The organism is Streptomyces sp. NBC_00414, assembly GCF_036038375.1.
Classification (GTDB): domain Bacteria; phylum Actinomycetota; class Actinomycetes; order Streptomycetales; family Streptomycetaceae; genus Streptomyces.
Genome location: NZ_CP107935.1, coordinates 10,036,082 through 10,053,692, shown reverse-complemented (window position 1 = coordinate 10,053,692; position 17,611 = coordinate 10,036,082). Strand labels below are relative to the sequence as shown.

The following is a 17,611-nucleotide window of genomic DNA, read 5'->3' as shown; positions in this document are numbered from 1 at the left end:
TCTCGCAGCGCCGCCGACGGCGATCCCGTCGCCGGTCCGTGTCGGGCGGGGTCAGTCGGTGCCGGAATCAGGGGTCGGAATCGGGGCCGGAAGCGCGTCGCTGGGGACCTGGGTCAAAGCCGACGCACCGCCGTCCACGACGTGGATGCCGCCGGTCATCCAGGACGAGTCGTCGGAGGCCAGCAGGAGGGCCAGCCCCGTGACGTCGTCGGGCCTGCCCCAGCGCCGCATCGGGACGGAGTTCTCCCACTCGGCCACGGCGGCTTCGGGCCGGGGGCCGGGGCCGCCGATGTTGGTGACCACCGGTCCGGGGGCGAGGGCGTTGACGCGGACGCCGAAGCGGGCGAGTTCCAGCGCGGCCTGGCGGACCAGGCCGACCACGGCCGACTTGGACGCGACGTACGGGTAGCTGACGCGTGGTTCCGCGCGCAGGCCCGCCGTGGAGGCGGTGACGACGATGCTCCCGGACCGCTGCCGCTTCATGACCCGGGCGCAGTGCTGAAGGCAGTGGAACAGGCCGTCCAGGTTGACGTCCATGACGCGCCGCCACGCCTCGAAGGGGATCTCGTCGATCGCGCCGCCGGGCTGGAGCGGGGAGGGCACTCCGTTGACGCCCGCGTTCAGGAAGGCGACGTCGAGGCGGCCCGAAGCGGTCACGACATCGTCCACGAGGGCGCGGACCGCGGCCGGGTCGGTCACATCGCACACGTGTGACGCGACGGACCCGGAACCGACCTCGGAACCGATCCCGCCCCCAGCCCCAGCCAGCTTCTCGGCCGCTTCGTGGACCGCGTCCGACACGTCCGCGAGGTGCACCGTGGCCCCCTCGACCGCGCAGGCGCGGGCGATCGCGTGACCGATCCCGCTCGCCGCGCCGGTCACCAGCACCACTCGTCGGTCGATGCGCAGGGTGTCCATCAGATCAGCCTTTCCTTCAGTACCAGGAGCGTGCCCGCTGTTCCGTCGACCTCCACGAGGTCCCCGGTGCGGATCGTTCCCTCGGTGTCCAGGCCCGTCACCGCCGGGACGCGGAGGACGACGAGACCCAGGGCGAGCTTGCTGTTCATCCGCGTGAACACGATCGCGCACGGCGCCGTGCCCTGCAGCTTGGCGAGGTGGAACTGCCCGGACCAGCCGGACGACCCCTTGGCTCCGGGCAGCACCAGTACGGTGCCGGCGACGCTGTGCCCGTGCTGGGGGTGGCGGCTCTCCACGATGATTCCGGTACGGGGGTCTATGCCGCCCCAGCCCGACACCGGGGCCGTGCACACCAGCGCCGGTCCGCTGGCCCGTCCGGCGACCACCCCCTTGCCGTACAGCGGGTCAGGCATCGGGCCACCGTCCGGTCAGGGCGGCGTCGACACAGGTGCGTACGCTGCCGAACCAGCCCTGTACGCCCGTGATGGCGGGCAGGTAGTGCGCCTGTTTCGCGGAGTCGGTGGCGAACACGCGCGTACCCGGCGGCAGGAACTGTCCGATCGCCGGGCAGGTGTCGGACAGGACGCGCCCACCCGCATGCTCGATGGCGGCGACGTGGCCCTCACGCTCGGCCACCTCGCGCAGGGCCCGCGGGGTGAAGACCCACAGAGCCGTGGAGTCCGCGAGGCGGCGGCCCGCCAGCAGCCCGGCGACCTCGCGGACCTGCTCCAGTGAGGCGTGCGGGCAGCCGATCATCACGAAGTCCACCTCGCGGTCGGTGGCCGTCCGGCACAGCGATGCCACCGTCTCGGCGCGCGCGGCGGCGTCGAAGACCGAGACCGCGGCGGGTTCCCGCCCGGCCAGTGCCTGTTCCGTCGTGCGGGCCTCCGGTGTGACGCCGGGCAGGTGGTACATCTCGACGTCGCCGGAGGAGGCGGCTGCCGCGCCGAACTGCTTCAGCTGCACCGGCGTCGGCACAGTCCCCGCGAGCCCGGGTCCGGTGAGGACCGGGACGGCGTCCTGGACCTGCTCCCCCACCCAGTAGCCGAGGACGTTCCAGTCCTCGGTGGTCACGACCGGGTGCCGTACCTCGATCAGGTGCGTGGCGCGGCGGTGTGCGTCCAGGTGGTAGCCGCAGTAGGGGGTGCGGCCGGTGAGCATGGAGGCGGCCGAGGACTCGCGGCCCTCGGTGTTGGTGCGGGCGCCGAGCACGGAGTTGATGTAGACGACGGCGGAGGACTCCATCCACGCGCAGTGCTCGCCGAACCGGGGCACGTTGCCCACCTGGTAGGGAGTGCAGGTCGAGAGGAGGTCCACTCCCTTGTCGGCGAGGTAGCGCTCGCTGTCGTCCATCGCGGCGGCGTCGGTGGGCGCGATGCCCTGCAGGTCCCACTGGTCGCGGTCGCGGGGTCCGATGAGCTGGCAGCTGTGCGCGCGGAACGGCGGTACGTCGACCGTCTCGTCGAGGTCGAGGGAGAACCGCGAGAACAGGGCGGCCGGGTCGGTGGTGCCCAGGACCCGGGCGTGGCGCGGTCCGAAGAGGTTGGCGCCGCACACGTTGTCGGTGTCGATGAGGCGTTCGGCGCCCATCAACTCGCCGTAGCGGACGAGGAGTTCCAGGGCGGAGCGGACCGCCGGGCCCTCCTCGCCGGCCAGCATGCGTTCGTCGGCGGGGCTCAGCAGCATGATGTCCTCACAGTGCTCACAGTGAAAGGCACGCGCCCTCTCCTTCCAGTTCGGTGCGCAGCCGCGTGACGTCGACCTCGGCGGCGGTGACCTGGTCCTTGAGGGCCAGGTGGGCGGCCGTGCCGGCGGCCTGGCCCATGGCGAAGCAGGGTCCCGCGACGCGGGCGGCGGACTGGCCGCCGTGGGTCATAGACGCGCAGCGTCCGGCGACGAGGAGGTTGCCGGGGCCTTCGGCGGGGACGAGCATGCGATAGGGCAGCTGGTTGTAGCCCACCGGGTCGTCGCCGTAGGGCCAGCGGATGTCGAGGTCCCCGTCGACGTGTGCCTCCACGGGCCAGCCGTTGAGGCCGATGGAGTCCTCGAAGCGGGTGCAGGAGCGGACGTCGTCCTCGGTGAGCACGTGGCGGCCGAGCAGGCGGCGGGTCTCGCGGATGCCGATCTCGGGGCCGATGTCGACGATGTAGGACTTCTCGAAGCCGGGCAGGTTCTCGCGGATGAAGCCGAACACCTCCTGGGCCTGTGCGCGGCCCTGGACCTCGCCGTGGGTGAGCTGCCAGACGTCGGTGCCGTCGACCGCGCTGCCGTCGGGATTGCGCAGCTGGGTGGCGTTGGCCCGCCATTCCACGGCGTCGCGCTGGGGCCGTACGATCGCGCCGCGCCGCGGGAAGCGGGGGCGCCCGGCGGCCACGGCCTCGTCCATCAGGCGGGGCAGGATCTTCCACGCGGGCCCGGCGCGCTCGTCGTCCACGGCGTTGATGCGGAACATGGTGGACGGGTAGAGCATGTCGCCGTACGGGTCGGCCTTCTCGTGGCTCGTTCCGGTCCAGGCCAGCAGGTCGCCGTCGCCGGACGCGTCGATGAACACCTGGCCGCGCAGGATGCCGCGCCCTGACTTCGATTCGACGACGACTGCCTCGACGCCCGACGGGCCGGATATCGCGCCCACCGCGAAGGCGTGGTAGAGGAGTTGGGCTCCGGCGGACAGCACGTGGTCGTCGGCGGCGCTGCGGTAGGCCGGGATGTCGTAGGCCTGGGCCTGGATGCGGTCGGCGAAGGACAGGTGCGGGGCGCGGAGTCCGCCGAGGCGGTCGATGCGTTCCAGGAGTTCGGTGGCGTGTCCCTTGACGGTGAGGAGGTGTTCGCCGTGGACGTTGGAGTACATGCCGCAGAAGGTGGACAGGCCCCCGCCGGTACCGGCGCCGCCGAGGTAGCCGCTCTTCTCCACCAGCAGGGTGCTGCGTCCGGCGCGGGCGGCGGCGGTGGCCGCGGCGAGTCCGGCGGGGCCACCGCCGAGGACGACGACCTCCCACTCGCCGAACACCGGTGTCTCACGGGTTGGTTCGGTGACGTAGCTGCTCACGGGGTTGCCTTTCTGGCGTCGGCGGCTGCTGCGGTGGCGGTGGGCGAGGTCCAGTGCTCCGTCAGCAGGGTGTGGAGTCGGTCGGGGATCTCCTGGCTCAACAGGTGTCCCGCGTCGGGCAGTTCGACCTGCCGGGCGCCGGGTACGGCGGCCGCTATCGTCCGGGCGTGGTGGGCCGGGACGACGGCGTCGGCGAGCCCGTTCACCACGAGCACGGGGCAGCGGACGGCGGCCAGCCGGTCGCGCAGATCGGTGCCGGCGATGGCTTCGCAGCAGGCCGCGTAGCCCTCCGGGTCGAGCCGTCCGACGCCCTCGACGGTCTCCTGCACCAGGGCCGTCGGGGCCTGGGCCACGGCGGGGGCGTACCAGCGGCCGAGCAGGCCCGAGGTGGCCGCCTTCATGCCCTGTTCCCGGATCGCCGCGGCGCGTCGGCGCCAGAAGGCGGGGTCGTCCGCGAAGGCGGGTGCGTTGACGGTGACCAGGCTGCGTACCCGGTCGGGGTGGTCCGCGGCCAGGGCGAGCCCGACCGTGCCGCCGAGGCTGATCCCTACGACGTCGGCGGACTCGATGTCCAGCGAGTCGAGGAGGGCGACGGCGTCGTGGACCAGGTCTGCGAGGTCGTACGGTCCCGGGGGCACCGGGGAGGCGCCGTGGCCTCGGTGGTCGTACGCGATCACCCGGCGCTCGGTGCGTAGGCGGGTGCGCTGCGGTGCCCACATCGCGGCGGTGGTGCCGAGGGAGGCGGAGAGCAGGACCGCGTCGCCGGATCCCTCGTCGGCGAAGGAGCTGGTGGCGGGGCTGGTGATGGGGCTGGCGGAGGTGCTGGTGAACGCGCTCGCGCGCCCGTCGGCGTGGGCGGTCATGCGGCGGCTGCCGCTCGGCGGCCGGCCTTGGCCTCCTGGATGCCGCGGTGCACACGGGTGCGCAGCTCGGCGAAGTCCGGCGTCGAACGGCTGGTGACCTGGTCGCGTTCGGCGGGCAGCCCGATCGGCACGTCGTCGAGGACGTGGGTGGGCGAGGCGGACAGGACCAGGACGCGTTCGCCGAGGTAGACGGCCTCGTCGATGTCGTGGGTGACGAACAGGGTGGTGATGCCGAGGGAGCGCCACAGCGACCGGACGAGGTCTTCGAGGTCGGCGCGGGTCTGCGCGTCGACGGCGGCGAAGGGTTCGTCCATGAGGAGCACCTGCGGCTCGTAGGCGACGGCCCGGGCGATGGCGACGCGCTGCTGCATGCCGCCGGAGAGCTGCCAGGGGTACGCGTCGCCGGAGTCGGCGAGTCCTACGGCGGCGAGGGAGTCGGCGACCAGCCGGTCGCGTTCGGCGCGGGGCAGGCCCTTCTGCCGCAGCGGGAGGTCGATGTTCTGCCGCACGGTCTTCCAGGGGAAGAGGCTGCGGCCGTACTCCTGGAACACCACGGCCATGCCGGGCGGTGGCCCGGTGACGGGGGCGCCGTCGAGCAGCACTTCGCCCGCCGTGGGGGTGAGCAGTCCGGCGAGGCATTTCAGCAGGGTCGTCTTGCCCGCGCCGGAGGGGCCGACGATGCAGGCGAACTCGCCCCGGGCGACGGAGAAGGTGATGTCGCCGATCGCCTCCACCCGGTGGCCGGAGGACTCGTACACCTTGTTGAGGCCCCTGACGGTGACCATGTCTGTCATCAGCCGTTCTTCCTCTGTGATTCGCGCAGGCCCAGGTACCAGCCCAGGGCCCGCTTCTCGACGACGGTGAACAGCGCGGACAGCACGAACCCGATGAGGCCGAGCAGGATGATGCCGCTCCACATCTGGGGGATCGCGAAGGTGCGCTGGAACTGCACGATGCTGAAGCCGAGGCCGTTGGTGGCGGCGAACATCTCGCCGATGACCATGAGGATCAGCCCGATGGACAGGGACTGGCGCAGTCCCGCCGAGATCTGCGGGCTCGCCGCGGGCAGCACCATGTGGCGCAGCCGCGCGGCGCCGGTGATGCCGTACGTGCGGCAGGTGTCGACCATGACCTCGTCGGCGGCGCGGACGCCCTCGACGGTGTTCAGCAGGACCGGCCAGACACAGCCGGAGACGATGACCAGGACCTTCGAGCCGTCCCCGATGCCGGCGACGATCGCGATGACCGGCACGAGCACGGTCGGCGGGAGGGCTCGCAGGAACTCCAGGACCGGTTCGGCGCCGCGGCGCAGCGTGTCGGTCAGGCCGAGGGCGACGCCCAGAGCCACCCCGAGGACCGCGGACAGTACGAACCCGGTGAGGAGCCGGAGCAGGCTGGGTACGACGTCCTCGGCGAACCGGGACGACAGCCACAGTTCCCCGAACCGGTCCAGGATGTCGGGCAGCGGCGGGTAGTAGTAACTGGTGCTGTCGACGCTGGTGATCCACCACAGTGCGACGAGGGCGGCGGGCAGGGCGACGGCGTACAGGGTGCGTCGCAGGACGTTCATGACGTTCATCGGGTGCCCGCCGATCGCCGCACGGAGGGGTGCCAGCCGAGTGCGGCGCGTTCGGCGTACCGGAAGCCGACGTTGACGAGGACGCCGAGGACGCCGGTGAGCAGGACGAGCGCGAACATCTCGGTCGTAGCGCCGCTGCTCTGCGCGACGGAGATGAGCTGTCCGATGCCCGGGGTGCCGATGACCAGTTCGCCGGTGATGGCGAGGACCAGCGCGACCGAGGCGGCCAGCCTGATGCCGGTGAAAACGAACGGCAGGGCGGTCGGCCAGATGACGTGCCGGACGCGGGCCCACAGGCCGAAGCGGTAGGAGCGGGCGGTGTCGTAGGCGACCGGGTCGATGTCCTGGACGCCGTAGAGCACCTGCACCAGCACCTGCCAGAAGCCGGCGTAGACGATGAGGACCACACCCGACTCGTAGCCGGTGCCGAAGACGAGGATGACCGCCGGGATGAGGGCCACCGAGGGGATCGGGCGCAGAAACTCCACCGTGGAGGCGGTGAGGGCGCGCAGTACCGGTACGAGTCCGATGGCCACGCCCGCGACCACTCCCGCGGCGACGGCGGCCACCAGTCCGACGGCCCAGGTGCGGACCGTGTCGCCCAGGGCCTCCCACAGAACGCCGTCGCCCGCTTCCCGGCCGAGCTCGGCCAGGACGGAGCTGAGCGGGGGCAGCGCGCCGTCCGCGATCAGGCCGGTGCGCGGGAGCAGCTCGGCCAGCAGGGCGGCGACCGCGATGCCGACCAGCGGGGCGATCCGGGGCCTGGGCCCGCGGGCGCGCGGGGGCGGTGCGGGTGGGGCCTTGGTGGGCCGGGTGGTGTCGAGCACTTTCATCGGGCTTCTCCCGCTTCTTCCAGGGACCGCCCGCACGCGCTCGCGCAGTCCGGGCGGGCCAGGACGGAGCCGCAGGCGGGGCTGGTGACGGTGCGGTCGTACACGGACAGCCAGCCGGGCGTACGGACCGTCTCCGCGGGGGCCGCCTCGCGGCCGGCCAGGGTGTCCGGGTCGACCTCCAGGTCGACCGTGCGGGTGGTGAGATCGATGCTGATGACATCGCCGTCGTGGATCCGGCCGAGCGGGCCGCCGATCGCGGCCTCCGGGGAGACCTCGCCGACGACGATGCCCTTGTTGACCAGTCCGGAGAGCTGGCCGTCGGTGACCACGGCGACCTTCTCGCCGAGTCCGGCGCCGTCGAGGGCGAACACGAACGCCGAGGCCATCGCCATGCCGGGGCCGCCGTGCAGCCCGATGCCGCGCAGCACGACCACGTCGCCGGCCTGCACCTCCCCCGCGGCGAGTCCGTCGATGGCGGTCTCGCGGGAGGGGTAGCAGCGGGCCGGACCGCGGAAGGACGTGGGCCGTTCCTCGTCGGCGGGCAGCTTGACGATCGCGCCGTCGGCCGCCAGGGACCCGCGCAGGACGACGATCGACGGCGTACGGGAGAACGGGTCGTCCAGCGGCCGGATGAACTCCGGTTCGGACCGGGGTGTTTCGGCGACGAGTTCGCCGAGCGGGCGGCCGGTGGCGCCGACCGTGGTGAGGTCGAGGAGGGGCGCCAGCGCGGCGAGTACGCCCCGGGTGCCGCCGGCGTCGTCGAGCTGCTCGATGTGATGGGGGCCGTTGGGCCGTACCGCGGTGATGACGGGGACCCGGTCGGCCAGTTCCTCGTAGGTCCGCCAGACGTCGACGTCCAGTCCGGCCTCGACGGCGACGGCCTGGAGGTGTTTGACGGAGTTGATGGAGCCGCCGACCGCGAGCATCACGGTGACCGCGTTGCGGATCGCGGCGGGGGTGAGCACCGAGCGCGCCGTGCGCCCCTCGTGGACCATCTCCACGATGCGCGCGCCGGCCGAGCGGACGGCGTCCCACATGACGGGGCCCTCGGCGCGGGTCGGGGTGGTGCCGGGCAGCGCCATGCCCAGGGCCTCTGCGGCCATGTGCATGGTGTTGGCGGTGCCCATGCCCGCGCACACTCCGGGACCGCGGATGGCGTCCTCGGACATGGCCAGGAGGTCCTCGGCGGAGGTACGGCCCAGGGCGGTGTGGCCGGCATGCAGGAAGACGTCCTCGATGTCGGCGCCGCCGTCCTCGTGCAGGGCGCTGCGCTGGTAGCCGCAGGCGACGAGCAGGGTGGGCACGTCGAGCCTGCCGCCCGCCATCATGTGGGCGGGCGCGGTCTTGTCGCACGAGCTGAGGCACACCATGCCGTCGAGCAGGGCGCCCTCCACCACGACCTCGATGTCGTTGACGATCAGGTCGCGGGTGGGCAGTACGTACCGGCCGCCGGCCCCGGCACTGGTCACGAAGTCGGCCGGGGCGGCGGTGCGGATCTCGAAGGGCAGCCCGCCCGCTGCCCGGATCGCCTCCTTCAGCACCGGGACGATGTCGTCGAGGTGGGCGAAGCAGGCGGCCAGGTCGGAGGAGGAGTTGACGATGGCTATCTTGGGCCGGGCCATCTCCTCGTCCGTGATGCCGAGGGAGCGCCACTGGGCCCGTCGGACCGCCCAGCGGGAGCTGCCGGCGGGCAGGTCGCTGCGGAGAGGGGCCGTGCCGGGGGCGGGGGTGGCCTCAGGCAGAGGTGCGGCCCCAGGAAGAGGGGTGGTCATGTCAGCCGGCCGTTCCCGACCACACCAGGTCGTCGTAGGAGATGTCCTTGTCGATCAGGCCGTGCGCGCGGGCCGTCTTGACGAACGTCTCGACGGAGGACTGCTCGATCGCGGGTGCGAAGGTCGGCAGGGTCACCTTCTGGGCCACCTCGGGGTCGATCTTCATGAACGAGGACAGCTGGGCCCGGGTCTCCCGGGGGTGCGCCTCCGCGTAGGCCAGTGACTCGTCGATGGCGGCCTTCAGCGCGGTGAACAGCTTCGGGTTCTTCTTCAGCTGTGCCTCGGAGGTGAAGTACACCGACGTGGTGAGGCTGCTCTTCGCCATGTCGAGGTAGGGCGAGGCGATGACCCGGGTGCCCGCGTCCGCGGCGATGGTGTCGAACGGCTCGGCGGTGACCATGGCGTCGATGTCGCCCTTGCCCAGCGCGGTGACCGCATCGGGGAAGGGCAGTTCGACGAACTGGACCTTGTCCGGGTCGCCCTTGTCCGCGTCCACCGCGACCTCGCCGAGCATCTGGAGGAGGTTGTTGAGCGTGTTGACGCTGACCTTCTTGCCCGCGAGGTCCGCCGCCGACCTGATCGGGCTGTCCTTGGGGACCCTGATCATCGTCACGTCCTTGCCCTCGGTGCCCGTGGAATTGGACCCGGAGGCGATCACCTTGAGGGGCAGGCCCTGACCGCGGGCCGAGAGCACCGAGACGATGTTGCTGAACGCGAACTGGTACTGACCGCTGACCACCGGCGGCACCAGGGCCGCGCCGCCCTGGGCGGTCTTGATGTCGAGCTTGATGCCCCGGTCTGAGAAGAAGCCCTGCTTCTCGCCCAGGTAGAGCGCGGCCACGTCGATGACCGGGATGAATCCGGCCTGGACGGTCACCGGCGTCTTCGACGAGGGGGCCTGCCCTCCCGACGATTCGCCGCCGCCGCAGGCAGCGGTGAGCGACAGGGCCAGTCCGGCCGCGGCCGCCAGCGCCGTTCTTCTGCGCATGATCGGGAACTCCATCGTTCCTCCACGAGACAAGGGCCCGGAGGACCGGACCAGAGGGTGCGTGGAAGGGACCATACATTTCTGAACACATGTGCGCTAGACGCACGCACAATCGTTCGCTGTGCGTACACTGCTGCTCGTGTCCGTCGGCAGAACCCTCCCGTCGGATGTGGGAAGGTGGTCGCCGCCACCGCCGGGACTGGGAGACACGACATGGAACTGCTCGAAGACGGGCCTGGGGACGCGGACTTCGTCCAGTCACTGGCGCGCGGACTCGAAGTGATCAGGGCCTTCGACGCGGAGCATCCGTTCCGCTCGCTCAGCGACGTCGCCAAGGCGACCGGTCTCTCCCGCGCCTCGGCACGGCGCTCACTGCTGACCCTGCTCAAGCTCGGATACGTACGCAGCGAGGGAACGCTCTTCGGTCTGACCCCCAAGACCCTCGAACTGGGGCACGCCTATCTGCGGGCGCTGTCCACGCCCCAGATCGCCGAACCGCACCTGACGAGCCTGATGCGCGACGTGCGCGAGACGACGGCGCTGTCCGTGCTCGACGGCGATCACGTGGTGCATGTGGCGCGTGTACCGGCCGGCGGGGTGATCAGTGTGTCCATCAACGTGGGATCCCGGTTCCCCGCCTACGCCACGGCCATGGGCCGGGTGCTGCTGGTCGGACTGGCCGAGGACGCCTTCCAGGCCTACCTGGACCGGATCGACCTCCAGCCGCTGACCGACCGCACGGTTCGCAGCGCCGACGAACTGCGGGCGGTCATAGAGACCGCTCGGGCCGACGGGTTCTGCCTCGCCGACCAGGAACTCAACCAGGGGCTGCGGGCCGTGGCCGTCCCGGTGCGCGACCGGTCGGGCGCCGTCATCGCCGCGGCCAACATCGCCGCGAGCGCGGGCATGCGCGGCCTCGACGAACTCCGCGCCATGGTGCCCCGGCTCCAGGAGTGCGCCACCGCCATCGAGACCGACCTGCACCGGGTCGCCGGTCCCTGACCCGTCAGGCCTGTCGGGCTGCCGGGTCCCCGGCGGCGGCCGGAAGCGTCTGGTGGTTCGCGAAGTAGTCGACGAGCGCCGGGGCGGGTTCCGGTACGGCGACCGATGTGCCGTTCGAGCGCAGTGAGGTCGTCGCCGCCGCGGCGCAGGCCACCGCCTCGCGGGCGGCCATCGGGGAGGTCTCGGTGCGGCCTCCCGTGGCGGCGAAGCGCAGGAATTCGTCGACCAGTGCCCGGTCCGCGCCGCCGTGCAGGCCCTCGTCCGGTGTGGGGACGTCGAGGCTCAGGTCGGCGTCCTGGCGGTAGCCGGAGCGGCGCCGGTTCCAGACCTTGATGGTGGCGGGGTCGCCGTCGATCCCGTCGCCGAAGTTCTCCAGGCGGCCCTCGTCGCCGATGACGGTGTAGTTGCGCCAGTAGTCGGGGGTGAAGTGGCACTGCTGGTAGCTGGTGAGCACTCCGTTGTCGAGGCGGCCGAGCATCATGCTGAGGTCTTCGACGTCGATGACGGGGTTGAGGTCACGCAGGGCCGACGGCGGCCAGATGTCCGGGTCGTACCAGTCGGGCATGCGCTCGCCGTCGGGTACGGGAGTCCGTGCGTCACGGCGCGGGTTGTCGCCGTAGACGGCGAGTGTGCCGTGAGCGACGACGTCACGGGTGTAGCCGCCGGCCAGCCAGTGGATCACGTCGAGGTCGTGTGCGCCCTTCTGCAGCAACAGGCCGTTGGTGTGGGCCCGTTCGGCGTGCCAGTCCTTGAAGTAGAAGTCCCCGCCGTGACCGACGAAGTGGCGGCACCAGATGGAACGCACGGTGCCGATCGTGCCCTTGTCGATCAGCTCACGCATGCGTCGCAGCATCGGCAGGTGGCGCAGGTTGTGGCCGACGTACAGGCGGGTGCGGGAGCGGAAGGCGGCGTCGAGCAGGGTGTCGCAGTCCTCGACCGTGATCGCGAGGGGCTTCTCCACGAACACCGGTGTCCCGGCGTCGAGGAAGAACTGCGCGGGCCCGGTGTGCAGATGGTCGGGGGTGAGGACGAACACCGCGTCCAGGTCGTCGCCGAGCATGTCCTCGTACCGCTCGTGCACCGCGACGTCCGCGCCGAACAGCAGTCCGGCGTCGGCCTGTCCCCTGGGGTGCGGGTCGGCGCAGGACACCACCCGGGCGTGGCCCGGCCGGTTCGCCAGCGTGGCCAGGGGGGCCCGCTGACCGACGCCCACCACCCCGATACGCAGTTCGGTACCCGTCGGCTCGGCGCGGTCTCCCATGTGCCCGTCTCCCGCGTGCCCGTCTCCCATGTGCCCGTCCCTTCAGTTGAGTTCGTCGCTGCGGGATGTCTCACGCCGTGGGGCCGTCGGCGCCGCCAGTCCGTCGCTGAGCAGGCGGCTGTCGACCTCGTCGAGGGCGAGGCGTACGGCGCCCAGGGCCACGCTCTCGTCGCCGAGGGTCGAGGCGCGCAGGTCCGGCAGCCGCAGACAGTGCTTGGTGAGTTCCTGGCGCAGTGGTTCCAGGACGACGTCGGCGGACCGGGAGAAACCGCCGCCGTAGACGACGACCTGGGGGTCCAGGGCGAGGACCAGGGCGGCCACTCCGACGGCGAGGTCCCGGGTGTAGCGGCGGACGGCGGCCTTCGCCTGCCGGTCGCCGTCCCGGGCCGCCTGGAACACCCAGGCCGCGGCCTCACCCGGCGCCGCCGTGACGGGCACACCGGGACAGGCTTCGAGATGGCCGGGCGCACTGAGCCACCGCACCGCCTTGAGGGCGCCGATCTCGCCCGCGGCGCCGCCGTGACCGCGGCGCAGGGTGCCGTCCAGGATCAGTCCGGCGCCGGTGCGCAGGCCGGCGAGGAGGAAGACGATGTCGTCGGCGTCGGGGGCGACTCCTTTCCAGCGCTCGGCCACGGCGGCGAGCTTGCAGTCGTTCTCGACCTGGATCGGGCAGGCGAAACGGGCCGCGAGGTGGGCGACGGGGTCCGCGGTGTTCCAGCCGGGCAGCGGGGTGAACAGAGTGGTACGCCCGCTGGCGTCGACCGGACCGGTCACCCCGACGGTGACCGCCCAGATGTCCGCCGGTGCCATGCCGGCGCTCCGCAGCACCTCGTCGATCGCGCGGTCCACTGCCGCGAACCGCGCTTTCGGGTCCGCCTCGGGGTCGACGGGGCGCCGCAGGGTGTGGACAAGATTGCCCTCCAGGTCGCTGAGCATGACGAGGACCTTGTGGACGCCGATGTCGATGCCGAGCACATGACCGGCGTCGGCACGGAAGCGGAAGCGCCGGGCCGGGCGCCCCACCACGCTGTTGGCGCCCGGTTCCTCGACCTCGGCCCAGCCGTCGGCGACCAGGGACTGGACCAGGACGTCGACGGCGGGCCGGGACAGCCCCGCCCGGCCCGCGAGCTCGGTGACCGTCGAGGGCGGGTTGCCGCGGAGCGCCCACACGATGGACAGCATGTTCATCTCGCGCATCCGGGACAGGTCTGTTCCGGTCGTCGCCATGTGGTGCTCCCTGAAGGGGGCGGGTCCCCGCCGCTGGATAATGCTGAGCAGTTTACTAATTCATGCCGGTGGCCGTGTCGGCAGGCGGGGCGGTGCCGCGGCCACGTCAGGCGATGGGATAGCGCTGCTCGGTGTCGGGATCGACCGCCGGGGCGAAGTCGACCTCGCGGCCGTCGAGGGTGAAGCGGTAGCGGCTCAGCCTGCGTACCTGTGGGCGTGCGGCCAAGTAGGCGGTCATGTCCTCCAGTTCGTCGGGGTGCAGCCAGCCGGGCGGGTCGGAGACGGCCCGGAAGCCGCAGATGTCGGCGAGGTCGCGCAGCCACCGCTGCTGTTCCTCGGTGAGCAGGTTGAGGCGGCTGCGGAAGTAGACGACATCGGGGTCTACCTCCAGCAGCGGTGACTGCCACAGGCGGTGCAGGGTGTTGACGACGGCGTTGCGGGCCAGCGCGTCGGAGGGGTCCTGGGTGGCGTAGTGCTCCCACAGCGGGGCGACGTCCGGACCGCTGCGGATGCCGTCGATCAGCCCGAGGGAGGGCAGCAGGGGGGCCCCGCTGCCGAGCAGGTACGCGTCCGGTCCCGCCTCCTCACGGATGATGCCCAGCCCGATCCGGTACGCCTCTTCGCGGCCGAGATCCTCGGCGCGTGCCCCGGGGACGGTGGCTGCGCCGATGAAGTCGAGCTTGAGGTAGGTGAATCCCCACTCTCGGCTCACCCGGCGGATCGTCTCGCGCAGCTGCTCCCGCGCGGCGGGCCGGCTGAGGTCGAGGGCCCAGTAGCCGGTGCCCCAGTTGTGTCCGGCGACCACCGGCTCGCCCCGGTCGTCGCGCAGCAGCAGTTCGGGGCGCTGCCGGGCGGTGCGGGACTGCGGGTGGACGATGAACGGGGCGATCCACAGTCCCGGACGCAGTCCGGCGTCCGTGATGCGGTCGGCCAGCGCCTTCATCCCGGAGGGGAACTTGTCGTTGGGTTCCCAGTCGCCGACGGCCCGTTCCCAGCCGTCGTCGACCTGGACGACGTCGAAGGGCAGGCCGCGCAGGGCGGTGATGTCCTTGGTGAGCTGCTGTTCGGTGATGTTCTCGTAGTACGCGTACCAGCTGCACCACACGTTGCCCGCCCGCTTGTCGCTGCGGCCCAGGCGGGCGGCGAGACGGCGGGTGTAGGCGGCGAAGACCTCCTGTTCCGTGCCGTGGGCGAGGAACCACGGTGCTCCGCCTCGCTCCGACCAGCCGGCGAGGGTGTCCCGGTCCGCCGACAGGCGCGGGATGTCGAGGCCGAGCGCGCCGAGCAGCAGGACCTGCCCGTCGGCTCCCTGGAGGGCGGCCACGGCGGAGGAGTGGTGGCGGGCGGGGTCGTCCCAGACGGTGTCGTCGGCAGTGAGCCGGCGTTCGGCGCTCTCGATGCGCAGGGGGGCGTCGGAGAGGCGGCGCCATCCGCAAGGGCTCCAGGAGTTGTGCCCGTGGCGGTAGAACAGTGCGTCGCCGAGGCCGTGCAGGACGGCCACACGACCAGGGGGCAGCAGCAGTCCGCCGTCGACGACCTGGGGCGGGGTGTCGCCTTCGAGTTCGAGGGCGAGGGTGTGTCCGCCGAGGTCTGCGAGCTGGGCCATGGATCTCCTTGCGTCCGGGTGAGATGGGTAGCCTGCGGGGCGGCTACTCGAACAGGTCGTTGACCTTGTCGTTGACCGACTTGAGCGCGGCGGCGGGCTTTTCCCTGCCGAGGATCACCGACTGGACGGCGTCCTGGACCAGGGGGTTGATCTCGGTGCCGTGCTCGGTGACCGGCAGCTGGAAGGTGCCGCCCTCGGTCGCGGCCGCGTCGGTGAAGGCACTGACGTCGCGGCCCTCGGCCCGGTGCGCGGCGAGCGCCTTCTCGGTGGCGGACTTGAGTGCTGGGAAGACGACGGCATGCTTGGCGACGAGGTCCTGGCAGTCCGGCGAGGCGAGGAACTTGACCCACTTCCACGCCTCGTCCGGGTGCTCGGTGCCTGCCCAGATGGCGTCGGAGAGCCCGTTGATGGCGCTCTTGCGGCCCTCGGGGCCCGTCGGCAGGGGCGCGAAGGCGAATTTCTGCTTGTTCTTGGGGTCGGTGAAGGTGGAGATGGTCCAGGAACCGGTAACCATGATCGCGCCCTTGCCCGCGATGAGCAGTTCGGAGTTGGCGACGGACGACTGCTTGTCGAAGCGCGGCGCGTACCCCTTGTCGATGAGGCGCTTGAACCATGCGATGGTCTCGGCCAGCTTGGGGTCGTCGTAGTTGTAGTGCGTGCCCCACGGGTTCTTGTCGAGGTAGGTGAAGCCGTTGGCCGCGGCCAGGTCCCCCCAGCCGTTCTGGCCCTGGGAGCCGTCGGCCCACTCGGGCAGGAAGCCGTAGGCCTTCACATGGTTCTTGTCGAAGTCGGGGTCGAGTCCGTTACGGCCCTCGGTGTCGACGGTGGCCTTGGCGATGGTCTCCTCGAACGTGCCGCCGTCGGTGGGGTTCCAGGTCAGCTCGCCCAGCTCGGCGGCGTCCACGCCCTGCTTCTTCAACTGGTCCGTGTTGTAGGCCAGTGCCATGGTGTCCCAGTCCTTGGGCAGTCCGTAGCGCTTGCCGTCCTTGACCCAGGTGTCGGCCAGTCCTGACTGGTACGCGGACAGGTCCACCTTGTCGCGGTCCACCAGGGGCTGCAGGTCGAGGAGTTGGTTGCTGGTGGCGAACTGCGGATAGTAGGATGCCTGGTCGGTCCACACGTCCGGTGCCTCGCCGGAGGTGAGCTGGGTGGTGAGGTTCTGCCAGTACTGGGCCCACGCCGTCTGTGTGATCTTGACGGTGATGCCGGGGTTGGCCTTCTCGAAGGCGGTCGCGCAGTCCTGGTAGGCGGGGAGCTGCTTGTCGTCCCACAGCCAGTAGTTGAGGGTCGTCCTCCCACCGGCGGCGTCGTCGTCGGAGCCACCGCAGGAGACGAGGGTGGTGGTGGCGGACAGGCAGAGCAGGGCGGCGCCGATGCGCAGGTGCTTGGAACTCATCTCGGGACCTCTTCGCAGGTGCGGGTAGGGGTGGTGCGTGATGTCGGCATGTCGGCACGGCAGGACGTGCTCACGCCGGTGGCGGCAGCAGGCACTGATTGACGCCGGCACGGGGGCAGCGGGGGGACTGCTTGACGCCGCCGTGGTGGCAGCGGGAACTACTTGATGCCCGTGAAGTTGAGCGACTCGACCAGACGGCGGCCGAGGACGATCAGCAGGACGAGGACGGGCAGGACGGAGAGCGTCGAGCCGGCCATCAGACCGGTCCAGTCGGGCTGGGTGTTGGGCGACTGCTGCTGGAAGATGCCGAGCGCCACCGTCAGGACGCGGGTCTCCTCCTCACGGCCGGTCAGCAGCGGCCACAGGTAGTCCTTCCAGGACCACACCGTGGTGGTGAGCCCGATGGTGATGAGCGGGCCGCGGCTCATCGGCATGACGATCCGCCAGAAGATGCCCCAGGAGCCGACGCCGTCCAGGGTGGCCGCCTCCTCCACGTCACGCGGGATGGACAGGAAGAACTGCCGCAGGAAGAACACCGCGAACGGCGTCATGAGCACGCTCGGAGCGACCATGCCGGCGAAGGTGTTCAGCCAGCCGAGGTTCTTCACCAGCACGAAGTTGGGCAGCACGGTGAAGATCGGCGGCACCATCAGCGCGGCGATCAGCACCCCGAAGACCGCGTCCCGCCCGGGGAAGCGCAACCGGGCGAAGGCGTAGCCGGCCATCGCGCAGAACAGCGTCTGCAGTACGGCGATCAGCCCGCTGTAGACGACGGAGTTGAGCAGGTAGCGCAGGAAGTCCACGTGGGCGCCGGAGCCGCCGGCCGCCCGCGCCTCGGCCTGGCTGGTCAGCCCGAGCACCCGCAGGAAGTTGATCATCGTGGGGTGGTCGGGGATCAGGCCCGTGGAGTCGGAGTAGATGTCGGCCGCCGGTGTCAGGGCGGTGCGGACCATCCAGTAGAACGGGAAGACGGTCACGAACAGCGCGCCGCAGAGCAGCGTCCAGGCGGCGATCCGGCCGGGTGAGATCTTCCGCCGTGCGCTCTTGACGAGTGGGGATGCCTTGCGGCGCGCGTCCTCGGTCGGAGCCGGGGTCGGGGTCGGGGTCATCGTGTGCCTCC

Annotated in this window: 16 protein-coding genes; 1 reads left to right on the top strand and 15 read right to left on the bottom strand. The window is 71.3% G+C overall.

Features of this window, described 5'->3' with window-relative positions:
* Window positions 1-51 precede the first annotated feature (51 nt).
* From OHS59_RS43030 to OHS59_RS42985, 10 genes are read right to left on the bottom strand one after another with little or no spacing between them, the layout of a single operon-like run.
* On the bottom strand, window positions 52-918 hold the full coding sequence (locus OHS59_RS43030) for an SDR family NAD(P)-dependent oxidoreductase (protein WP_328498782.1): 867 nt from the start codon (window positions 916-918) through the stop codon (window positions 52-54).
* Window positions 918-1,331, bottom strand: a complete 414-nt coding sequence (locus tag OHS59_RS43025; RefSeq protein WP_328498781.1) for an aconitase X swivel domain-containing protein — start codon at window positions 1,329-1,331, stop codon at window positions 918-920. The genes OHS59_RS43030 and OHS59_RS43025 overlap by 1 nt, the downstream gene beginning before the upstream one ends.
* Window positions 1,324-2,604, bottom strand: coding sequence for an aconitase X catalytic domain-containing protein (locus OHS59_RS43020; RefSeq protein WP_328498780.1), 1,281 nt, complete (start codon window positions 2,602-2,604; stop codon window positions 1,324-1,326). Before OHS59_RS43020 ends, OHS59_RS43025 begins: the two co-directional genes overlap by 8 nt.
* 16 nt (window positions 2,605-2,620) lie before the next feature.
* The gene (locus tag OHS59_RS43015; protein ID WP_328498779.1) at window positions 2,621-3,964 is read right to left on the bottom strand and encodes an FAD-dependent oxidoreductase; all 1,344 of its coding nucleotides are present in this window, start codon (window positions 3,962-3,964) and stop codon (window positions 2,621-2,623) included.
* Window positions 3,961-4,827, bottom strand: a complete 867-nt coding sequence (locus OHS59_RS43010; protein ID WP_328498778.1) for an alpha/beta fold hydrolase — start codon at window positions 4,825-4,827, stop codon at window positions 3,961-3,963. Before OHS59_RS43010 ends, OHS59_RS43015 begins: the two co-directional genes overlap by 4 nt.
* Window positions 4,824-5,612, bottom strand: coding sequence for an ABC transporter ATP-binding protein (locus tag OHS59_RS43005; RefSeq protein WP_443061683.1), 789 nt, complete (start codon window positions 5,610-5,612; stop codon window positions 4,824-4,826). Before OHS59_RS43005 ends, OHS59_RS43010 begins: the two co-directional genes overlap by 4 nt.
* Before the next feature lie 8 nt (window positions 5,613-5,620).
* The gene (locus tag OHS59_RS43000) at window positions 5,621-6,406 is read right to left on the bottom strand and encodes an ABC transporter permease (RefSeq protein ID WP_443061596.1); all 786 of its coding nucleotides are present in this window, start codon (window positions 6,404-6,406) and stop codon (window positions 5,621-5,623) included.
* Complete coding sequence (locus tag OHS59_RS42995) at window positions 6,403-7,239, bottom strand: ABC transporter permease (RefSeq protein ID WP_328498775.1); 837 nt, start codon at window positions 7,237-7,239, stop codon at window positions 6,403-6,405. The genes OHS59_RS43000 and OHS59_RS42995 overlap by 4 nt, the downstream gene beginning before the upstream one ends.
* A complete protein-coding gene (locus tag OHS59_RS42990; protein ID WP_328498774.1) occupies window positions 7,236-9,011 on the bottom strand; it encodes a dihydroxy-acid dehydratase in 1,776 nt (591 codons plus the stop codon). The genes OHS59_RS42995 and OHS59_RS42990 overlap by 4 nt, the downstream gene beginning before the upstream one ends.
* Window position 9,012: 1 nt before the next feature.
* Window positions 9,013-9,999 carry an ABC transporter substrate-binding protein gene (locus tag OHS59_RS42985; RefSeq protein WP_328498773.1) on the bottom strand — a complete coding sequence of 329 codons (987 nt, stop codon included), beginning with the start codon at window positions 9,997-9,999 and terminating at the stop codon, window positions 9,013-9,015.
* A gap of 213 nt (window positions 10,000-10,212) precedes the next feature.
* Here OHS59_RS42985 and OHS59_RS42980 point away from each other — a divergent pair, with 213 nt between their 5' ends.
* The gene (locus OHS59_RS42980; protein ID WP_328498772.1) at window positions 10,213-11,001 is read left to right on the top strand and encodes an IclR family transcriptional regulator domain-containing protein; all 789 of its coding nucleotides are present in this window, start codon (window positions 10,213-10,215) and stop codon (window positions 10,999-11,001) included.
* A gap of 4 nt (window positions 11,002-11,005) precedes the next feature.
* Here OHS59_RS42980 and OHS59_RS42975 read toward each other — a convergent pair whose 3' ends face one another.
* The 5 genes from OHS59_RS42975 to OHS59_RS42955 form a co-directional block, all read right to left on the bottom strand.
* Window positions 11,006-12,292, bottom strand: a complete 1,287-nt coding sequence (locus tag OHS59_RS42975) for a Gfo/Idh/MocA family protein (protein ID WP_328498771.1) — start codon at window positions 12,290-12,292, stop codon at window positions 11,006-11,008.
* Between the two features lie 12 nt (window positions 12,293-12,304).
* Window positions 12,305-13,489 (bottom strand): ROK family transcriptional regulator, encoded by a 1,185-nt coding sequence (locus OHS59_RS42970; RefSeq protein WP_328498770.1) that lies wholly within the window; start codon window positions 13,487-13,489, stop codon window positions 12,305-12,307.
* A 106-nt stretch (window positions 13,490-13,595) separates the two neighbouring features.
* The gene (locus tag OHS59_RS42965) at window positions 13,596-15,095 is read right to left on the bottom strand and encodes a glycoside hydrolase family 36 protein (RefSeq protein WP_328498769.1); all 1,500 of its coding nucleotides are present in this window, start codon (window positions 15,093-15,095) and stop codon (window positions 13,596-13,598) included.
* A 43-nt stretch (window positions 15,096-15,138) separates the two neighbouring features.
* Window positions 15,139-16,491 (bottom strand): ABC transporter substrate-binding protein, encoded by a 1,353-nt coding sequence (locus OHS59_RS42960; protein WP_328498768.1) that lies wholly within the window; start codon window positions 16,489-16,491, stop codon window positions 15,139-15,141.
* Window positions 16,492-16,649: 158 nt separating this feature from the next.
* Window positions 16,650-17,600, bottom strand: a complete 951-nt coding sequence (locus OHS59_RS42955) for a carbohydrate ABC transporter permease (RefSeq protein WP_328498767.1) — start codon at window positions 17,598-17,600, stop codon at window positions 16,650-16,652.
* Window positions 17,601-17,611 lie beyond the last annotated feature (11 nt).

What these genes read in the sequence shown, in the direction of transcription:
- OHS59_RS43030 (WP_328498782.1), bottom strand. Translation starts at nt 918, where the DNA reads ATGGACACCCTGCGCATCGACCGACGAGTGGTGCTGGTGACCGGCGCG.
- OHS59_RS43025 (WP_328498781.1), bottom strand. Translation starts at nt 1,331, where the DNA reads ATGCCTGACCCGCTGTACGGCAAGGGGGTGGTCGCCGGACGGGCCAGC.
- OHS59_RS43020 (WP_328498780.1), bottom strand. Translation starts at nt 2,604, where the DNA reads ATGCTGCTGAGCCCCGCCGACGAACGCATGCTGGCCGGCGAGGAGGGC.
- OHS59_RS43010 (WP_328498778.1), bottom strand. Translation starts at nt 4,827, where the DNA reads ATGACCGCCCACGCCGACGGGCGCGCGAGCGCGTTCACCAGCACCTCC.
- OHS59_RS43005 (WP_443061683.1), bottom strand. Translation starts at nt 5,612, where the DNA reads ATGGTCACCGTCAGGGGCCTCAACAAGGTGTACGAGTCCTCCGGCCAC.
- OHS59_RS43000 (WP_443061596.1), bottom strand. Translation starts at nt 6,406, where the DNA reads ATGAACGTCATGAACGTCCTGCGACGCACCCTGTACGCCGTCGCCCTG.
- OHS59_RS42995 (WP_328498775.1), bottom strand. Translation starts at nt 7,239, where the DNA reads ATGAAAGTGCTCGACACCACCCGGCCCACCAAGGCCCCACCCGCACCG.
- OHS59_RS42990 (WP_328498774.1), bottom strand. Translation starts at nt 9,011, where the DNA reads ATGACCACCCCTCTTCCTGGGGCCGCACCTCTGCCTGAGGCCACCCCC.
- OHS59_RS42985 (WP_328498773.1), bottom strand. Translation starts at nt 9,999, where the DNA reads ATGCGCAGAAGAACGGCGCTGGCGGCCGCGGCCGGACTGGCCCTGTCG.
- OHS59_RS42980 (WP_328498772.1), top strand. Translation starts at nt 10,213, where the DNA reads ATGGAACTGCTCGAAGACGGGCCTGGGGACGCGGACTTCGTCCAGTCA.
- OHS59_RS42975 (WP_328498771.1), bottom strand. Translation starts at nt 12,292, where the DNA reads ATGGGAGACGGGCACGCGGGAGACGGGCACATGGGAGACCGCGCCGAG.
- OHS59_RS42970 (WP_328498770.1), bottom strand. Translation starts at nt 13,489, where the DNA reads ATGGCGACGACCGGAACAGACCTGTCCCGGATGCGCGAGATGAACATG.
- OHS59_RS42965 (WP_328498769.1), bottom strand. Translation starts at nt 15,095, where the DNA reads ATGGCCCAGCTCGCAGACCTCGGCGGACACACCCTCGCCCTCGAACTC.
- OHS59_RS42960 (WP_328498768.1), bottom strand. Translation starts at nt 16,491, where the DNA reads ATGAGTTCCAAGCACCTGCGCATCGGCGCCGCCCTGCTCTGCCTGTCC.
- OHS59_RS42955 (WP_328498767.1), bottom strand. Translation starts at nt 17,600, where the DNA reads ATGACCCCGACCCCGACCCCGGCTCCGACCGAGGACGCGCGCCGCAAG.